This is a genomic window from Nitrosomonas sp. (genome assembly GCF_019635155.1).
Lineage (GTDB): Bacteria > Pseudomonadota > Gammaproteobacteria > Burkholderiales > Nitrosomonadaceae > Nitrosomonas.
On record NZ_JAHBZY010000011.1, the window covers coordinates 68,557 to 87,825 of the forward strand.

The 19,269-nt window shown below is 49.2% G+C and carries 10 protein-coding genes; 3 read left to right on the forward strand and 7 right to left on the reverse strand.

What is annotated here, in order from left to right; translation table 11 throughout:
• Positions 1-83: 83 nt before the first annotated feature.
• From KF839_RS09190 to KF839_RS09210, 5 genes are all read right to left on the reverse strand, one after another.
• Positions 84-1,019, reverse strand: coding sequence for a CysB family HTH-type transcriptional regulator (locus tag KF839_RS09190; protein ID WP_292917539.1), 936 nt, complete (start codon positions 1,017-1,019; stop codon positions 84-86).
• A gap of 256 nt (positions 1,020-1,275) precedes the next feature.
• Positions 1,276-2,277, reverse strand: coding sequence for a sulfate ABC transporter substrate-binding protein (locus KF839_RS09195; RefSeq protein ID WP_292917540.1), 1,002 nt, complete (start codon positions 2,275-2,277; stop codon positions 1,276-1,278).
• A 31-nt stretch (positions 2,278-2,308) separates the two neighbouring features.
• A complete protein-coding gene (locus KF839_RS09200) occupies positions 2,309-3,985 on the reverse strand; it encodes an alginate export family protein (protein ID WP_292917541.1) in 1,677 nt (558 codons plus the stop codon).
• A 389-nt stretch (positions 3,986-4,374) separates the two neighbouring features.
• On the reverse strand, positions 4,375-5,688 hold the full coding sequence (locus KF839_RS09205; RefSeq protein ID WP_292917542.1) for a GNAT family N-acetyltransferase: 1,314 nt from the start codon (positions 5,686-5,688) through the stop codon (positions 4,375-4,377).
• Positions 5,689-5,811: 123 nt separating this feature from the next.
• Positions 5,812-10,662, reverse strand: coding sequence for an Ig-like domain-containing protein (locus tag KF839_RS09210; protein WP_292917543.1), 4,851 nt, complete (start codon positions 10,660-10,662; stop codon positions 5,812-5,814).
• 382 nt (positions 10,663-11,044) lie between these two features.
• Between KF839_RS09210 and KF839_RS09215 the strand changes: the two genes are divergently transcribed.
• Positions 11,045-12,076 (forward strand): M14 family zinc carboxypeptidase, encoded by a 1,032-nt coding sequence (locus KF839_RS09215; protein ID WP_292917544.1) that lies wholly within the window; start codon positions 11,045-11,047, stop codon positions 12,074-12,076.
• Positions 12,073-12,822: an alpha/beta fold hydrolase gene (locus KF839_RS09220; RefSeq protein WP_292917545.1), complete on the forward strand. Its 750-nt coding sequence runs from the start codon at positions 12,073-12,075 to the stop codon at positions 12,820-12,822. The genes KF839_RS09215 and KF839_RS09220 overlap by 4 nt, the downstream gene beginning before the upstream one ends.
• A gap of 76 nt (positions 12,823-12,898) precedes the next feature.
• Here the strand turns inward: KF839_RS09220 and mdoH are convergent, their stop codons facing one another.
• Positions 12,899-15,427: a glucans biosynthesis glucosyltransferase MdoH gene (gene mdoH / locus KF839_RS09225; RefSeq protein WP_292917546.1), complete on the reverse strand. Its 2,529-nt coding sequence runs from the start codon at positions 15,425-15,427 to the stop codon at positions 12,899-12,901.
• Entirely contained in the window at positions 15,420-16,958 is a 1,539-nt protein-coding gene (gene mdoG / locus KF839_RS09230) for a glucans biosynthesis protein MdoG (RefSeq protein WP_416362361.1), read from the reverse strand. Before mdoG ends, mdoH begins: the two co-directional genes overlap by 8 nt.
• 552 nt (positions 16,959-17,510) lie before the next feature.
• Here mdoG and olsF point away from each other — a divergent pair.
• On the forward strand, positions 17,511-19,268 hold the full coding sequence (olsF, locus tag KF839_RS09235) for a bifunctional ornithine lipid synthase OlsF (protein WP_292917548.1): 1,758 nt from the start codon (positions 17,511-17,513) through the stop codon (positions 19,266-19,268).
• Position 19,269: the final 1 nt, after the last annotated feature.

A 19,269-nucleotide genomic window follows, 5' to 3' on the forward strand; every position in this document is an offset into this window, starting at 1 on the left:
ACAGCAATTCTCGATCAAATAATGCAATGGCGCATTCATGGTTGCGAAATTTTCCGAATGATCAATGATAACAATCGTGTGTTTTACTCCGAGTCAATCAGAGGGTTGACTTTCGTTCGTATTTCCGCTTCGCTGAGTGTCGGGATGCATAGCTCGATAAAGCGGTAGGCGTAGCCGCGCAGATAATGATTGCGGCGGACTGAAATGAAGGTGGTATTTTTTTCAAACAAGTATTCGCTGTCCAGTTTCACCAGCGTGGAATCCTGGTCGCCGGTAAACGCTACTGAAGCGATGATACCGATTCCTAAGCCCAGCTTCACGTAAGTTTTGATCACATCCGCATCCAGCGCGGACATGGCGATATCAGGTATCAAACCCGCTTTGGCAAAGGTTTGGTCAATGCGCGACCGGCCCGTGAGGCCATGATGATAGGTAATGATCGGGTATTCCGCAATGGCTTCGAGCGTGAGCGGCCGGGCATGCTCCAACGGATGTCCGGCGGGAACGATCACAATGTGCTGCCAGGTATGGAACGGAAAGGAAATCAGATCGACGGCATTTTCCAATGCCTCGGTCGCGATCCCGATATCCGCGCGGCCATCGACCAGCATCGATAAAATGTCACTGGGTTTCGATTCATTCAGAATTAAATGGACTTTTGGGAAAACTTTCTTAAATTCGGTGACGACCGGTGGCAGGATGTATTGCGCTTGCGTGTGCGTGGTGGCAATCGTCAATTGACCTTGATCGTGATTGCTGAATTGCTCCGCCAAGCGTTTAATATTTTTAGTGTCGAATAAAATCCGTTCGACGATGGTAACGAGCTCTTTGCCGGGTTCGGTCAGGCCGACCAGCCGTTTGCCTTTGCGGATGAACAGCTCGATATTCAGCTCGTCTTCCAGATCCTTGATATGCTTACTGACACCCGATTGCGAGGTAAACAGGGCATTTGCAACTTCGGTCAGGTTGTAATTCCGCCGTACGGTTTCATTGATAATGCGCAGTTGTTGAAAATTCATTTTCTTTCTCTCGGGTAAGAATCCAACGACGAAAAGCTGTTAGACCGTGAGAAAAAATCACCGCAATCTTCGACCGGTCCACTCAATGTTCGATATTACTTTGAGAATGGCTTGGAAACAAATCGAACCACAGGGAGTGAATACTTGAGCACCTTTGAGCTGTCAATTTACAGATCCGATAGGGTGAATCCCAATGCAGTTATCATTGGAAATTCCGGTTCATTCAATCAGGTTGCCGGTAAATATCGATCACATGTTAGTGCAAATAAATTTGATCAAAATGTCCGCCGTCGATAAAGTGTGCCTTGTAGGCGTTTTTCCAGCCGCCAAAGGCGTCATTAATGCGGAATAACTCGAGTTTAGGGAATTGATCAGCATACTTTGCAGCGATTTTTTCATTAGTCGGACGAAAAAAATGCTTGGCGGCGATTTCCTGTCCTTCATCGGAATACAGATACTGCAAATAGGCTTCAGCAATTTGGCGGGTACCGTGTTTGTCAACGACGGTGTCGACGACTGCAACCGACGGCTCTGTCAGTATACTTAATGAAGGAATCACGATTTCAAATTTTTCCGTACCATATTCTTTCAGCGCTAAAAATGCTTCGTTCTCCCAAGCGATCAGCACATCGCCGACGCCGCGTTCGGCGAAGGTTGCCGTAGAACCGCGCGCACCGGAATCCAGTACCGGTACATTTTTGTAAAGACTGGTAACAAATTCTTTTGCTTGATCATCGCCGCCAAAGCGCCGTTTGCCGTATTCCCAGGCGGTCAGATAATTCCATTGTGCACCGCCGGAGGTTTTTGGATTCGGTGTGATGACGGTTATTTCGGAATGTGTCAGGTCTTCCCAATCCTTAATGCCTTTCGGATTGCCTTTACGTACCAGGAAGATAATGGTCGATGTGTACGGTGTGCTATTGCGTGCCAGGCGTTGCTGCCAATCTTCCGAGAGCAGCTTGGCTTTCTCGGCAATGGCATTGATATCGCTGGCCAGTGCCAATGTGACGACGTCCGCTTCCAGACCGTCGATGACGGAGCGCGCTTGCTTGCCGGAACCGCCGTGCGATTGTTGAACTTTGACGGCTTCATTGTTTTTGCTTTGCCAGAATTTAGCAAAAGCGGCGTTGAATTCCTGGTAGAGCTCGCGAGTTGTATCGTACGAGACGTTCAGGATGGTTTTTTCCGCCAGCACTTGCCCGCTGATGGTCAGGCTGGTAGTTAGAATGCTGATTGCAAGCCATTGTTTGATGTTCATGCTATTTTCTCCAGTAGAAGATTGGGGTGGTTTATAAAAAACTGATAAGTACCTCAAAGTAGAGGAAATCGGTATTTCCGGAGCGCTGGTCGACGCAGGGATAAACGTGGCCGCCATCGCAGTGCGGGCTTGCAGCAATACGGTTTTTTACGAATTCTCCGGCGGTAAAGTGGGTATAACCTAAGATAGTATTGATGCGAGGGATCGGTTGAAAGCGGATACGTCCTTCAAAAGCATGACCACCAAAATCACCGCTTCTGCCGGTGCGGTCACGATTGAATCCGGGATCCTTGATGGTATTGCTGATGTTACCGTCGAGGATGTCGAACATACGATCGGTGCTGCTGGCTAACCAATAGCCGCCATAACCCAATTCAAATCCCAGTTTCTGGGTCGGCTGAATGTCAAACCGGATTTTCGGTGCTTTCAGGTTTTCATAAATTACATAATGATCGGCGGACCAAGGGCGTGCAAAGCCGAAGAAGCGATCAAAGCGATTATCAACGTTGTCGTTGGGATCTTTGTCGCCGCTGGCGTAACCGTAGAAAAAACCGACTCGGGGTTTCCAGGGGTGATCAAAAGTTTTACCTACTTCAATGGTATAGCCATGAGCATCCTGCCGCCGAGGGCCGTTATAGCCGAGTTGGTGGTTATAGCTGACATCGAAATCGAATAAGCTGCTGATCTTGCCATAAATGCGGAATCCTGGCATGTGAATTTCCCGGTCCAAACGATTGGTGGCGGTAAATCCATTTGGATCAGCAGTTTGTTTTTGTCCCATGTAGTACGTTTGGATGGTGGCGATGTCAGACCATTTGCGCCAGGTACCGATCCCGCCGAAGAACCACAAATGATCATTAGCTTCGTCGAATTTGGTTTGCAGGCGCTTTACTGGTTGCATACCAAATAAATCCAGTTCCCAATCGTTCGCTTCACGGCCCAGATTCAGACGAAAGCCTTCGAACGAATTGGTCGTGTTTCGCCATTCATTACGCGCGATAAAACGCCGGTCGGTCGCTTCATAAGCCATTCGACCAACCCGGAACCGAACCGGGCGATCATTGCCCCGATCATCGGCACCGAGCGCCTTTTTGAAATATAACTCACCGTAAGCATTAATAAGATCGTACTCGTTTCTTTCTTGATCGGTAATCGCGTGCTTATTGTTTACCACCCGGGAGTCTTGGAATTCGACTGCAAAACGAAATGGATCCAGGATGTCTTTTATTCCTATCCATGCACGATTGCGTAAAAAGATCGGATTGTCTTCTCCGCCTTCGATGCGCCGGAGATCGTTGTTACGCCACTCGTAGCGAGTACGATGCTCGAGACCGATATCCAGCCAAGTGATATCCTTGAAAGCCGCAACTCCGATATCGCTTAGACGGCGCACATAACGCGGCGGATCCGACTCCGGATTAGTGGCGTAACTATCGGATCGGCGGTGATAGCTGATTGATTGCATTGCTGCCGGGGGCGTCGCTGGTTTTTGTGCTTGCGGTTCTATAGCCGGTAAATTTTTTTCACCCTCCTTGGCTTTATCCGTTGGTTTGCCAGACTCGGAAGCTTGTCGCTGCGCCAACTGAACAATACTTTTCTGTATGCTTTGAAAGTCTATGATGGACTTTTCATCCGAAGACGCTGCCGCCGGGATGATGGTCGATAAGCCGGCTGCCGCAATAAATAAAGAAGACCAAAGAAACTTCACTGTATGCTCCTAAGTAAACCTTCCGTTTTACCGGTTGAGTTACCGATGTTGTTTTTGCTCTTGTCTCCGACCTTGCGGGTCGGTGTATTGAGCTGATTGCTTTTATATGAAGGTGAAAGTTGTGTCATTACAGCAGTGGTCATAGTGATAAAGGCCGCAAATTTACACATCTTTCCTTATATTAGGAACTAATAGTTTTTCATTTGCTTATCACATTTTTATATAAAGGAGCTATGAAGCGCAATTTCAGCTTTCAGTTGAAATGATCGTTGCTGGAAAGCAGCAGATGTCGCGGATGATGCACCGCGATAAGGGTTGATGCTGCGATTTGGAAATCTGTCGTGATGCGCTGCAGTGACCTTCGGATGGAATGAGAAGATGACAGGTGATTAACAAACAGGGGTACGTGAACGAATGGGATCATCCGGCAACAGTGCAGTTATATCCTGACCGAGCAGTCGGCGCGATAATTTGGCAATTCTGGTGCTGGTGCGGAAATCGCGTGATGTCATGCCATTGCCGTAAACGTCCAGAAATTTTCCATCGATAGGATTGAATAAATGTTCGCGTAAGAAACTTTCTTGGATAAAACCCAGCGCCAATGTGTTTTCCTGGGAATAGGCGTTAGTTGTATAAACATTGGTGGTCAGTTTATTCAATTTGACCCGGTTAAACGCAAAATCAAGAATCAGTAAGGTGGCTTCGAGTGCGATTCCACGCGCGTGATCGCCGGGATTGGGTAACCCTATCAGAAATTCAGCGCGGCGATGCGGGAAGTTAATGTCCACGAGATTCGCGATGCCTAACGGTTGACAGTCATTGCTCCGAAAAATGACCCAATCGGCGGATTTCGTTTGACAGGGATGCAGTTCGTGCGTTTGTTGTAATTTTGCGGCTAGGGCATTGACCGATTGGTTGCGGGGAATATATTGATTGTACTGTGCCATAAAGCCATCATTTTGATGACAGTGGCTGATATACGCGGCGTCTTGCGCCTCAAAACGGCGAAGGTGGAGCTTTTTGCCTTCTAACGGTTCCAGCCAGTTGGAATCGACTTCGGCTAAGTTATGGCGAGCTTGCTTGAAGCTGGGTCTCCACTGTAACGCCTTGCGGAAACAGGTTCTGGCTTCATCAATCCTTCCCAGGCTTTTTAGCGCTTGCCCCAGATTATTGCTGGCTTCGGCATAGTCATCCTGCAATTCGAGTGCTCGTTGATAACAGGGAATGGCGTCAGCGGCATTGTTCATTTTTTGCAGCGCATTACCAAGATTATTGAGCGCATGAGGGTATTGCGGTCGCAGTTGTAATGCCCGGCGGAAGCATTCGGCTGCTCTCTCATTGAGATTCCGGGTCATATAAGCATTGCCCAGAATATTCAGTACTTCAGGTTGGTTGGCGTTAAGTGCCAGCGATTGCTCGCAATAACCGATCGCCGTTTCGATTTGATTCTGTTCCAATAAGGCATTCGCGTAGTTGCCGAAAAAATCCGCCCGTGCAGGCGCTTTGGCAATCGCCTTCCGGAAATAATCATTGGCTTCCTGATAACGCTGCGTTTGCGCGTAAATGATGGCCAATAGGTGCAAGGTGTCAGGTTGGTCCGGAATCGCCGTACAAATCTCGAGACAAGTTGCTTCCGCCTCGGAAAATTGTCCGGATTGCTGGTAGCGGACGGCTTCTTGGAGAGCTTCGGAAAGTTGTCGCATGCTGTTTGGTGAGATCAGTGATTCATACCCAAGCGATGATTTACAACTGGATTGTAACTTAGTTTACTCGAGTAAGCGGTGCGATCTCATCGCGATAACACCGCTTATTATCTGATTATTATACTAAATAATGGGGAAATTGGATCCGGCGATATCAGAGTCTGCCAATCCCGGCGATCCGATGATTACCGGACTGACAATCAGGGTTCCGTCATCAGCAGCCGTCGTGAAATTAAGCGCGGTATCATCACTGATTCCGGCGTAAGCATTTCCGTCCACATCCATAATGGCACCGCTATCGATCAGGACGCTGTAACCGGTGTTGGGAACGAGATCCAGAATCGGATTGATGGTAACTTTGCTGCCGTTAAATGTGATCTGGCTGGAATCATTAGCCGCGATTGTTCTGGTATCGGAACCGTTGGTGATAATGATGTTGCCCGCGCTACCAGCCTGAACCCACTCGTTGAAATACAATTCGATATTTTGGCCAACTTGGAAGTCGGTGTAATCGTCCCAAGGGTTGCTCCAGGATAACCGGGGTTCGGTTGTGATCGTGGAGAAATCAAGTGTGGTATCGTCGTTGATACCGGCGTAAGCATTTCCTTCTGAATCAACGATGGCGCCATTATCAATTTTGATGCTGTAGTGGGTGTCAGGAATCAAATCGGCAATTGGGTTGATGGTTACACCATTGTATCCATCGAAGCTCACTTGACTGGCGTCATTGATGGCGATGGTGCGGGTGTCGGAACCATTGCTGATAATAATATTACCGTTAGCGCCTTGTTTAACTGTTTGGTTGAAATACAACACAATATTCTGGTCGACTTGGAAATCCGTAAAGTCATCCCAAGGATTACTCCAGGACAACTGCGGTTCGGTTGTGATCGTGGAGAAATTCAGGGTCGTGTCGTCACTGATACCGGCATAAATGTTACCGGCTAGATCGGTGATGGCGCCATTATCGATGTGGATGCTGTAATCGGTAAATGGAACCAGATCAGCCAAAGGGTTGATAGTGACCATGCTGCCGTTAAAAGTGACTTGACTGCTGTCACTGATTGCGATGGTGCGCGTATCGGAGCCGTTACTGATAACAATATTGCCGCTAGTGCCAGCCTGTATCCCTTCATCGAAATACAGTTCGATATTTTGATCAATCTGGAAGCCGGTGTAATCATCCCAAGGATTGCTCCAGGATAACCGAGGTTCGCTTGTAACCGTGGAGAAATCAAGCGTGGTATCGTCGTTGATACCGGCATAAGCGTTACCGGTCAGATCGGTGATAGCACCGTTATCGATCTTAATGTTGTAATGCGTATTGGGAATCAGATCGGCTGATGGATTAATGGTGACCTTACCGCCATTGATTGTGACCTGACTGTTGTCATGGATGTCAATGGTGCGTGTGTCGGAGCCGTTGCTGATGACGATGTTGCCGCTGCTGCCAGCCTGAACCGCTTCATTGAAATGCAGTTCAATATTGTGATCAACCTGGAATTCCGTTGCGTTATCCAAAGGATCGCTCCAGGATAGTTGAGGCTCGGTCGTGATCGTGGAGAAGTTGAGTGTCGTATCGTCACTGATGCCAACGTAGGCGTTACCATCCAGATCGGTAATGGCGCCGCTATCGATCTTGATGTGATAATGGGTGCCGGGAATCAGATCCGCTGACGGATTGATAGAAACACCGCCATAACCATTGAATGTGACCTGGCTGGTGTCATTGATGGCGATAGTGCGGGTATCGGAGCCATTGCTAATGACAATATTACCAGTGCTGCCCGCTTGAACCAGTTCGTTGAAGTACAATTCGATATTCTGATCGACTTGAAAATCTGTAGAGTCATCCCAAGGATAACTTCCGGATAATCGAGGTTCGGTGGTGATAGTAAAGAAATCGAGTGTGCTGCTATCGCTGATCCCGGCATAGGCATTGCCATCCAAGTCGGTGATGGCGCCGTTGTCGATCTTAATGCTGTAGTGGGTACCGGGCACCAGATCGGTGAGCGGATTGATGGTGACAATACGATCACCGTCAAAGGTGACCTGGCTGGTGTCATTGATGGCGATGGTGCGGGTATCGGAGCCGTTGCTGATAATGATGTTGCCGTTAGCGCCTTGTTTAACTGTTTGATTGAAATACAGCACGATGTTCTGATCGGCTTGGAAATCCGTGAAGTCATCCCAGGGATTGCTCCACGTTAGCCGCGGCTCGGTTGTGACCGTGGAAAAATCAAGTGTCGTGTTGTCGCTGATTCCGGCATACGCATTACCGGCTAAATCGGTGATAGCGCCGTTGTCGATCTTAACGCTGTAGTGAGTGTTGGGAATCAAATCGGACGATGGGTTGATAATGACACTGCCATAATCACTAAAAGTAACTTGACTGCTGTCATTGATCGCGATAGTGCGGGTATCGGAACCGTTGCTGATGACAATATTGCCGCTGCTGCCAGCCTTAACCATTTCATTGAAAGATAGCTCAATATTGTTGTCAGCCGGGAAATCCGGCGTGTTGTCCCAAGGATTGGTCCAGGATAACCGCGGTTCCGATGAAACTGTAGAAAAATTGAGCACAGTATCGTCGTTGATTCCGGCATACGCATTACCGGTCAAGTCGGTGATGGCGCCGTTATCGATACGGATGCTGTAGTTGGTGTTGGGTATGAGATCGGCAGCGGGATCAATGGTTACCTTGCCGCCATTAAAAGTAACTTGACTGGTATCAGTGATGGGAATGATGCGGGTATCGGAACCATTACTGATGACGATGTTGCCGCTGCTGCCAGCCTGAACCGTTTCATTGAAACTTAGCACAATATTCTGATCAACCGGGAAGTCCGTGTAATCATCCGATGGGTTGCTCCAGGATAGTCGCGGCTCGTTTGTAATCGTGAAGAAATCAAGCGCGGTATCGTCGCTGATACCGGCGTAGGGATTACCGGCCAGGTCGGTAATGGCGCCGCTATCGATCTTGATGTGGTAATGGGTGCCGGGAACCAGATCGGTGGATGGATTAATAGAAACGCCACTATAACCGTCAAAAGTGACTTGACTGGTATCGTTGATCGCGATAGTGCGGGTATCGGAGCCGTTGCTGACGACGATATTGCCAATGCTGCCGGCTTGAATCATTTCATTGAAATACAACTCGATATTCTGATCGGACTGGAAGTCCGTGAAATCATCCCAAGGATTGCTCCAGTAGAGCAGAGGATTCGAAGAAATCGTAGAGAAATTGAGCGTGGTATCGTCGCTGATACCGGCGTAGGGATTACCGGCCAGATCGGTAATGGCACCGCTATCGATCTTAATGCTGTAGGAAGTGTTAGGGATGAGATCAGCCGATGGATTGACTATGACTTGACCGAAATCGCTGAAGGTAATCTGGCTGGCGTCATTGATTGCGATAGTGCGGGTATCGGAGCCGTTGCTGATGACGATATTGCCAATGCCGCCTGGTTTAACGGCTTCATCGAAGTAAAGTTCGATGTTGCTATCAACTTGGAAATCGGTGGCTTCATCTCCAGGGTTACTCCAGTTCAAAAGCGGATCCGAATTGGTCGTTGTAAAACTCGGTGCGTTACTGAATCCACCCCAGGCATTGCCCGAGGTATCCGTGACTGCGCCACTGGCAACCTGAATCTGGTAGGTGGAGCCGGGAATCAAGTCTTCCGTGGGATTGATAGTGACGAAGCCGTAGTTGACCGCGCCGCTGCTAAAGTAGTTGGTAATGGTTACCTGACTGGCGTCATTAATGGCGATGGTGCGGATATCGCTACCATTGCTGATGATAATATCGCCTGATCCTGCCATGATCTCTTCATTGAAGCTGATAGTGATATTGTCATCAAGCTTGAATGACGATCCATCGTATGGCCAGCTCCATGATACTTGTGGTGCAACGGTGTCGGCGATGGTGGTAAAGTTGAAAGCTGAAGGGTCGGTAATACCTGCGAAAGAATTTCCCGATGTATCGTTGATCACGCCGCTTGCAATCTCGACATGATACGTTGTATTCGGCACCAGGTTGGCACTTGGGTTGATGGTGATCTTGCTACCGCTGAACATTACCTGATTGCTGTCATCGACTGCAATTTCGCGAGTATCGGAACCGTTACTGATGATAATGTGACCGGTACCAGGTACAACCGCCTCATCAAAATTCAGAACAATATTATTGTTAACCGAATATGCATCAAAATCATCAAAAGGTTGTGTGGAAATCAGACTGGGCGGTATATTGTCCGAAAGGGAAGGTTCCAACGCGAACTGCAGGGTAGTGCTGATACTCCCGCCATGATCGTCGACAACGTCATAACGAAGTTCAATGTTGCCTTCATAGTTTGCTTCCGGCGTAAAAATCCATCCATCGGCGGTTTCCGTCAATAGACCATGCGTTGCCGTTAGATTGATAATCGATAATGCGTCATTATCCGCATCCGTGAATCCTTGCAGCAGATCGCTGGTAAGAATTTTATAATCGGCATTTTTTGTTCCGGTGGGAAGGATGGCAGCCGTTCCGGTCAGCTCTGGCTCATGATTCAAACCATTGAGTGTGACGGTCGCCTTAGCCCAATTCAGCGGACTATCGCCTTGACCCAGTTTCATGGCGTAAATGAAGGAATCAGTTAAGCTTTCATCAACCGCCAAGTCCTTTAGTTTTGACTGCAGCTCCGGAGTTATGACGTAAGATACTTTGCCGTCCTGAGTAATCGAGATTTGCGCGCCTAACTCACTGTTATCGATCGAATTGACACTGTCTCGATTTAATAAATCGGATGGTTCATTCCATGCACCGCTGCCTTCATCTAACGACCATAGAACTTTGGATTGACCGCCTTGATCGTTTTTCAGGACATCCAAGATGTAACTGCTCCGGTTATTTAAGCTCGAGAAATTATCATTTTGTGCCTTTGAATTTTGCGCAAATGAATTTGGTTCTTCGATCGTTAAATCAGCAGGCATAACATTTTCTCCCCAAAATGTGGCAGTAACTACTTTGTTTAACAGCGATGAGTTAATTTGTTTATATGAGACTGACCAAGCGTACGCTAAGAAAAATGATATTGATGTGAGAAAAATCACGTTTTAAATGAGCTAATTCTCGGAGTTAGTTGATTCAGATTCTGAATTGATTCTGAGGAATATGTCGCTGGTTAAGATGAGGTTGAACAAGATCCTTGGTTGATTCATTCATTAATTTGGATCTGCGTATAAGTATATAAATATTAATTATATTTTCATTAGTGATGAGCAATAATGCGGTTTTCTTTGATACCGGCGAAAGGATTCGAGTAACATTGCCCTCTTATCGTTACTTATATTTCTGAGACCGATTCCGTTCGATATGATGCGCCCGCCGCCGACGATTCAACAATCATTTCCCGAATTAGAGCAAGTCGAGGCGATTGTGCAGGAGGATCATGCTGGCTATTTGCATAGCCGGGTATTGTGCCGGGTGCCACATGGTGAAAGTGCATTGCCGGTTTATGCGCTGACATTGGGTAACCACGATCCGGGAGTGCCCTGTGTAACGTATGTTGCCGGTGTGCATGGGCTGGAACGTATCGGCACGCAAGTCGTCATTGCGTATCTCGAAGGACTGTTGGAGCGGTTGAAATGGGACCGGGTTTTGGCTGATATGCTGCAGCGGGTTCGGATTCATTTTCTGCCGATCGTCAATCCCGCCGGGATGTTAAACAACACGCGCGCGAATGGACAAGGAGTTGATTTAATGCGTAACGCGCCGGTTGATAGTCATGAAAAGACCATCTGGCTGGCTGGCGGACACCGGATTTCACCCGCTTTGCCGTGGTACCGCGGCAAAAGCAATGAACCGATGCAAGCTGAGGCGCAAGCATTATGCGATTTTATCGCGCAGCAAGTGTTTCCCGCACCGTTCAGCCTCGTGCTCGATTGCCACTCCGGTTTCGGTTTTCGCAATCAAATCTGGTTTCCATATGCACGAAGCCGGTTGGAACCGATCAAGCACCTGAAGGAAGTTTGTTATTTGCGCAGCTTATTTATGCAAACCTACCCGCATCAGGATTACCTGTTCGAGCCGCAATCGCAGCATTATCTGGTGCACGGCGATCTGTGGGATTTTCTGTATTTGCAGTCGTTGGAACAGAGCAATGTTTTTCTGCCGCTGACATTGGAAATGGGTTCGTGGCGCTGGATTCGCAAGAATCCGCTGCAATTGCGGCAATTGCTCGGGTTGTATCATCCGATCAAACCGCACCGGCTTAACCGGGTGTTAAGAAGCCATTTGATTCTGATGGAATTTTTATTGCACGCTACCTTGTCGTACCAACACTGGTTCGATCGCGGCGATGCGGCGCAGTTGGAGCAACAAGCGCTGGCATTATGGTATTCATGAATCGTTCGCCGCATTTCGTGTTGCTTCGCGGTTTGTGGCGTGAAGCGCGGCATTGGGGTGAATTCTCTATTCATTTACAGCAACAATTTCCCGGCGCGTTGATCAGCACGCCGGATATTCCCGGTAATGGTATGCGCTATCAGGAAGCCAGTCCAAGCACCATTGCCGGTATGACTGAAGCACTGCGTCAGCAGGTCGATTTAAGTCAACCGATCCGGCTGATTGCGTTGTCGATGGGCGGCATGATCGCCATCGACTGGATGACCCGCTATTCCGCGGAAATCGAAGCAGCCGTATTGATCAACACCAGCGCCAGACCGCTGTCGCCGTTTTACCACCGCCTGCGCTGGATGGCTTATCCGCAGGTTCTGCCTCTGATCTTTCGTTCCGCTGCGCAAAGGGAAGCGGACATTCTGCGATTGACTTCCAATCGCCATCCACACGATACAAAACTGCTCGAATCCTGGCAGCACTGGCAACGACAAAATCCGGTCTCGCCAGCCAACGCGAGAAACCAACTGCTCGCCGCCATGAAATTTTCAGTGACCACAAAACCGCAACAACCGCTGCTTGCCGTCACCAGCCGAGCGGACCGGCTGGTGGATTACCGTTGTAGCCAAAGACTGGCGAAAACCTGGAATGCTGATTATGTGGAACACGAATCCGCCGGGCATGACTTGCCGTTGGATGAGCCGGCGTGGTTGGTTGAAATTATTCAGCGATGGTTTGCTGCGGCAGTTGACTAATTAATCGCCCCGGATTTTCCGGGGATTCTTTGTCTTGAGTCAAGCTGTATCGGCTTGTCCCTCCAGTATGCCCGGTTTATTTCGCTTTCAATGCTAACGGATTTAGTGTCAGTTGCTGATAGTAATTCACCCACGAAGCGTATTTCTCCGGCATCGCCCAGACACGGTAGTGCAGACGCGACATGATGACCGGATCACTCAACAATACCAGACGGCGATCGTAGTTGAGTTTATCAGGGGTTTCATTCAGCGTCTGTTCAACGTGACGATCGCGGGCAACCTCAAGCACTTTGCTCTCGCGGTGGCGCGCGGTGGCTATCGCCGTCGCCAGCGCGTTGAATGATGGATGAAACACGGCATGCATAAAGCCATCGCCCAGCGTGCGGTTGCGATTCATCACCAGATAGTTGTTTGTATCCACCAGCACCTGAGGCGGCGAATATTCTTCCGGAATCAGGAACAGTTTCCAGCGTTTGGCGCGCAGGCCAACAGATGAGCGGCTGGAAATAACCGACACAAGCGGTGACAGAATCAGCGAGAAGACGATAGGTGCCAGCCAGAACAAGAAGCGCAGATCAAGCCACGCCATTCCGACGGCCCATACCAGCCCCAGCAGTAGTTGAGAACCATGACGCCTAAAGGCTTCACTCCACGGGGTGGAATCATCGTCACGTTGCGGCGAGTTCCACACCACTTCCCAGCCAAGGAACGCGCTGACCACGAATACGGTGTGGAATAGCATACGCACCGGCGCCAGCAGCACCGAGAAAAGTACCTCTAATAGCAGGGAGGTCGTGACGCGAATGAATCCGCCGTACTCTTTCGTTCCCTTGCACCAAATAAGCAGAATACTCAGCAACTTGGGTAGAAACAGTAGCATCATGGTCGAGGCTAACAACGCGATCGCCAGTTCCGGCCGCCACCGCGGCCACACCGGAAAAAGCTGGTACGGTTGCAGGAAGTATTGTGGTTCCGTGAGCGTATGCACCACCTGCAGCGCGGTGGAGAGCGCAAGGAACATAAACCACAGCGGTGCCGAAAGATAGGACATGACGCCGGTCAGGAACACCGCGCGGTGTACCGGATGCATGCCTTTCACCAGGAACAGGCGGAAGTTCATCAGGTTGCCGTGACACCAGCGGCGGTCGCGCTTAAGTTCATCCAGCAGGTTCGGCGGCAGTTCTTCATAAGAACCCGGCAGATCGTAAGCGATCCAAACTCCCCACCCCGCACGGCGCATTAACGCCGCTTCCACGAAGTCGTGAGAGAGAATGGAACCTGCGAAAGAACCCTCACCCGGCAGCGGCGCCAATGCACAGTGTTCAATAAACGGTTTCACACGGATGATGGCGTTGTGGCCCCAGTAATGTGATTCCCCTAATTGCCAGAAGTGCAGGCCGGCAGTAAACAACGGTCCGTAAACGCGTGTCGCAAACTGCTGGCAACGTGCGTAGAGGGTATTCATGCCTGAGGCTTTCGGCGACGACTGAATGATGCCGGCATTCGGGTTAGCCTCCATCAAGCGTACCAGATTGGTCAGACATTCTCCTGACATCACCGAGTCAGCATCCAGTACCACCATGTAGCTGTATTGGTTGCCCCAGCGGCGGCAGAAATCGTCAATATTGCCGCTCTTACGCTTCACGCGGCGGCGACGGCGGCGATAGAAGACCCGGCCTTCGCCCTGAACCTCTGCAATCAGCTCTATCCACGCTTTCTGTTCCGCAACACAGATATCAGGGTTGTAGCTGTCGCTCAGAATATAGACATCAAAGTGCTGTTGTTGACCTGTCGCTTTCACTGACTCCCAGGTCGCACGCAATCCGGCGAATACGCGATTCACGTCTTCGTTGCAGATAGGCATAATCAACGCCGTACGGTGCTTAGGATTGAGTGGCACATCCCTTGCCGCCGATGCGGAAATACTGTATTTGTCTTTACCGATCAGTAGTTGCAAAAAGCCCATCAGTGCCGTCCAGAAGCCGGCGGATATCCAGCAGAAGAGAATAGCGAAAAGGATCAAAATGCCGCTTTGCAGGATATAAGGCAGCAGCTGCATAAATGATACCCACATATCCTGGTCAACCATATCGACCGGATTGATTAGCGCCCAACCTTGGTAAGGAAGGATGGTTTTCATATACCAAGTCGCAACCACGGTTTGCGACAACGTCAGCAGCAGCAAAATGTAGCGGCGGATGGTGCCGGCGGTGCGCCATTGCTGTTCGTGAGTTTGCTCCTCCTTCGTCAGCCGCGACACATAGCGCGGCGTGATATCGCGTCCGCGCAGATGATCCCAGAACCGGCTAATCGGATTGATGCGCCACGGTTCCGGTAACATCGATGAACGCGTCGTTTTGGGCATCGTCTCGAGTTGCGTGCGTTCTTCGCTGTCGTTATGCAGTTGCCCGTCAACCAGAGAATCAGGCCAGCTCTGCTCAAGTCGCGCTTTCACAGACCCCAGCGGCGAATCATCTTCACGCACATAGTGATGATGTTCAGGATCCAGCGCCTCATGAAGGGCGTGAATATTCATTGCCGGCAACGCCGCTTTCTCAGCGTCAGTCAGCGGCAACGCGTCAATATACTGAGTTACCTTATTCATCAGCAGGTAACTGATAGCTCCAGGTTTCACTCAGCATCTGGTCACCGCTGATTAGCGCAGCGCGCATCTCAGTGATTTTCTTTACATCTTTCACTTTTACACGCAGCATCAAACGCCAGCCTTTAATGACCGGATTGTAACGCACGCTGCTCTCGACAATTTCACCATTGTCGTCAATACTGGCCTGAGCCGCAACAGGCGTATCCTGCGGCAACTTCTTCATCTCCGTGCCGGTGAAATCGACGACGAAAGCGATTGTGCCATCAGGCCGGCGAATCAGATTAGACTGTTTTACATCACCCGTTGAGCGGAGAGTCTGCACGACGTACGCATTATCCGGTGTATGCAGTTTGTCTTCATCGCGACTGAAGGTGATGGCGTATTTGAAATTCATCTCTTGACCAATTTCCGGCAGTTGATCCGGCGTCCAGAAAGCGACGATGTTGTCGTTGGTTTCGTCGTTGGTTGGAATTTCCACCAATTCGACTCTGCCTTTGCCCCATTCCCCTTTCGGCGTTATCCACGCGCTCGGACGCAGATCGTAACGGTCATCCAAATCTTCAAAACGCAAGAATTGACGGCCACGTTGCAGCAGACCAAAGCCCTGCGGGTTTTCCATGAAGAAACTACTGATGGCCAGATATTTCGGATTGCTCAGTGGACGCCAGATCCACTCTCCATTACCGGTGTGAATGGCGAGGCCGTTAGAATCATGTAACTCAGGACGGAAATTCGTCGCCGGAGAAGGCTGGTTAGAGCCAAACAGGAACATGCTCGTCAATGGTGCAACGCCCAGCTTGCCGATCTTATCGCGCAGATAGATTTTCGATTGAACGTCGATCACGATATCGCGGCCCATGAGGATCATGACAAAGCGGTAAGCGCCCGTCGCGCGCGGAGAGTCGAGTAGTGCATAGATTGTCAGGCGCTTGTCAGCCGGTTTAGGCCGCTCGATCCAGAATTCCCGGAACCGGGGAAACTCTTCGCCGGAAGGCAGAGCGGTGTCGATAGCCAGGCCGCGTGCGGAAAGACCATAAACCTGGCCTGCACCTATCACGCGAAAATAGCTGGCGCCGAGCATACTGAGAATTTCGTCGTTTTTATTTTTGCTATTGATCGGATACAGTACCTTGAAGCCGGCAAAACCAAGCTCTTTCACCGTGTCTTTGTCATGCTGGACATCGCCAAAATTGAAATAATCAGAACTGTATTTGATTTTATGTACTGATGTGGCGGTTACTTCATTAATTTCGACGGGCGTATCGAAGTACATGCCCTGGTGGTAAAACTCAAGTTTGAATGGAGTCTTCAGGCTGCTCCAGTAAGCTTTATCATGATTAAACTGAATCTGCTGATAATCCGCATATTTCATGTCGCGGAATACGGAGGGCAAGTTGCTTTTCGGCGTTTCATAGCTTTTGCCGGCTAATAATTGAGCCTGTTTTGCGACATCATCGATGGTAAAGGCCCAAGCCGACGAGGTATACAGGATCAGCATCACTGCCGTGCCCAACCAATACATTTTTATCATTTGTATCTTATATTTCATCGTGTTACCTCTTATGCACTTATATATCGGTCCAATTCGTTTTAATGAAAGCTCAAGTAATCCGGCAACAGAATTCCCATTTTGTTCATCGCGTTACTCATGGGTTAAGCAAATGGAAGTATGAGGTATGCTGATTCTCATGGAGTCCGAAGTTTCATAAAATGAAGACATGAAATGGAGGACGAAGATGGACACCTAAATGGGATTTTTTGGCCAGAAGCGTAATTTGTTATGTATTCCTTCCACAACTCCAAACCGTGACTTCAGTCCTTGGGCTGCGTATCTCAAATTGGTGAATGCATTAAGTTTGTAATAACGACCAGAGACCTTTGCACGGTGTCATGAGCGGTACGAGAATAAGGCAAAAATTTGCGAAAAGCGGAGTTTACACGGGGTAAATGAGCATTTTCGCAAATTTTTAACGCAATTACCGTGCCGCGTAGTAACCGTGCAAAGGTTTCAACCAATGTCATCATCCTGTCACACTGATTCACTATCGTATCCAGTATGCAATTTTCATAATGGAGTCATTGGATGCTGGATGTCGATGCGATGTTAAAGGGTTATTTTCCGGAAGCGGATGTGCAGAGCGATAAGCCGCTGATGAAAGCGGCGTCTTCGCTACTGAAGCGCGTACTGCATCAGGATGAGATCAATCGTTTTATCGAGACGCACCGGCATTTGGAAGGATTGGAGTTCAACGATGCGGTGCTGGAGCATTTCAATTTTTCATTTCAGGTTTCAAGTAAAGACCGGGCACGGATTCCGGATCAGCGCCGGGTATTGATCGTAGCCAATCATCCGCTCGGTTCACTGGATGGACTGGCCTTGCTGAAACTGGTATCGGAAATCCGTACCGATGTGAAAATCGTTGCGACCAGTTTGTTAAATTGTATCGATCCGTTGAGAAGCTTGTTGTTATCGGTTGATAATTTTTCTAAAGTTACAAAGCATCGCGACAGCATGAACCAGATTGTGGCTGCGCTGGAAGCGGAACAAGCGGTGATTGTGTTTCCTACCGGAGAAGTGTCGCGTATTTCGCCGCTTGGCGTACGCGATGGTAAATGGAAATCCGGTTTTGTGTCGTTGGCTAAGAAAACCAATGCGCCGATTGTGCCGGTGCACATCGGTGGTAAGAATTCCGCGGTGTTCTATGGGCTATCGAGTATCTACAAGCCGCTCGGCACGATGATGCTGGTCAACGAGATGTTCAACAAGCAAGGCGGTGAGATTCCGTTCCGCATCGGTAAACCGATTCCGTGGGAATCGATCGCAGCGATGGATTTGCCGAAAAAAGACGTGGCCAAGCTGATGCGCAAGCAGATCTATTTACTCGGCAAGAAAAAGAAAAAAGAGTTATTCAAGCCCATTGAGAATATTATTCATCCGGTCCGCACCAAGCAGATTCGCAAGGAACTGAAAGCATCGCAGTTGATCGGTAAAACGCAGGACGGCAAGCACATTTATCTGTTCGATTATTTGCCTAATTCCAGCGTGATGCGCGAAATAGGCCGATTGCGCGAGTTGTCGTTCCGCCAAGTGCAGGAAGGTACCGGTAACGCGCTGGATATCGATGGTTATGATCGCTACTACCGTCACCTGATTTTGTGGGATGAAGATGAGTTGGAAATCATCGGTTCGTACCGTATCGGTGAAGCGGCGGAAATTCTCAAAGCACGCGGAGCGGATGGTTTATATACGCACAGTTTGTTCAAGTTCAGTGATAATTTTTTGCCTTATTTGCATCAATCGATCGAGCTGGGGCGCAGTTTTATCCAGCCCCGGTATCAAAATAAACGCAGTCTGGATTACTTGTGGTATGGCATTGGCGCTTATTTGCACCGGCATCCGGGAATACGTTATCTGACCGGACCAGTGTCGATGAGCATCGCACTGCCGAAACCGGATCAGCAGGTTATCGCCAGTTTTTATGACACGTTATTTGGTAGTAATACACAATTAGTGGAGCCGAGATTACCGTTTGAATTCGGTATCGCAACAGATTTTGCAAAATACGATCGCGTTAACGATGAAGCGGAATATAAACAGGCGGTTGCATTGTTGAAAGAGAAACTCGGTGCATCCGGTGTCAAAGTGCCGGTGTTATATAAACAATACGTCGAATTGTGCGAGCCGGGTGGGTGCGAGTTTTTGGGATTCAATATCGATCCGCAATTTTCAAGCTGTGTCGATGCGCTGATTCTGGTGCATATCGATGCCATTAAGGAAAAGAAATTCCAGCGATATATCGGCTGTCATGCGGAGGGCGCGGGGCAGCGTCATTCGGCTTAAT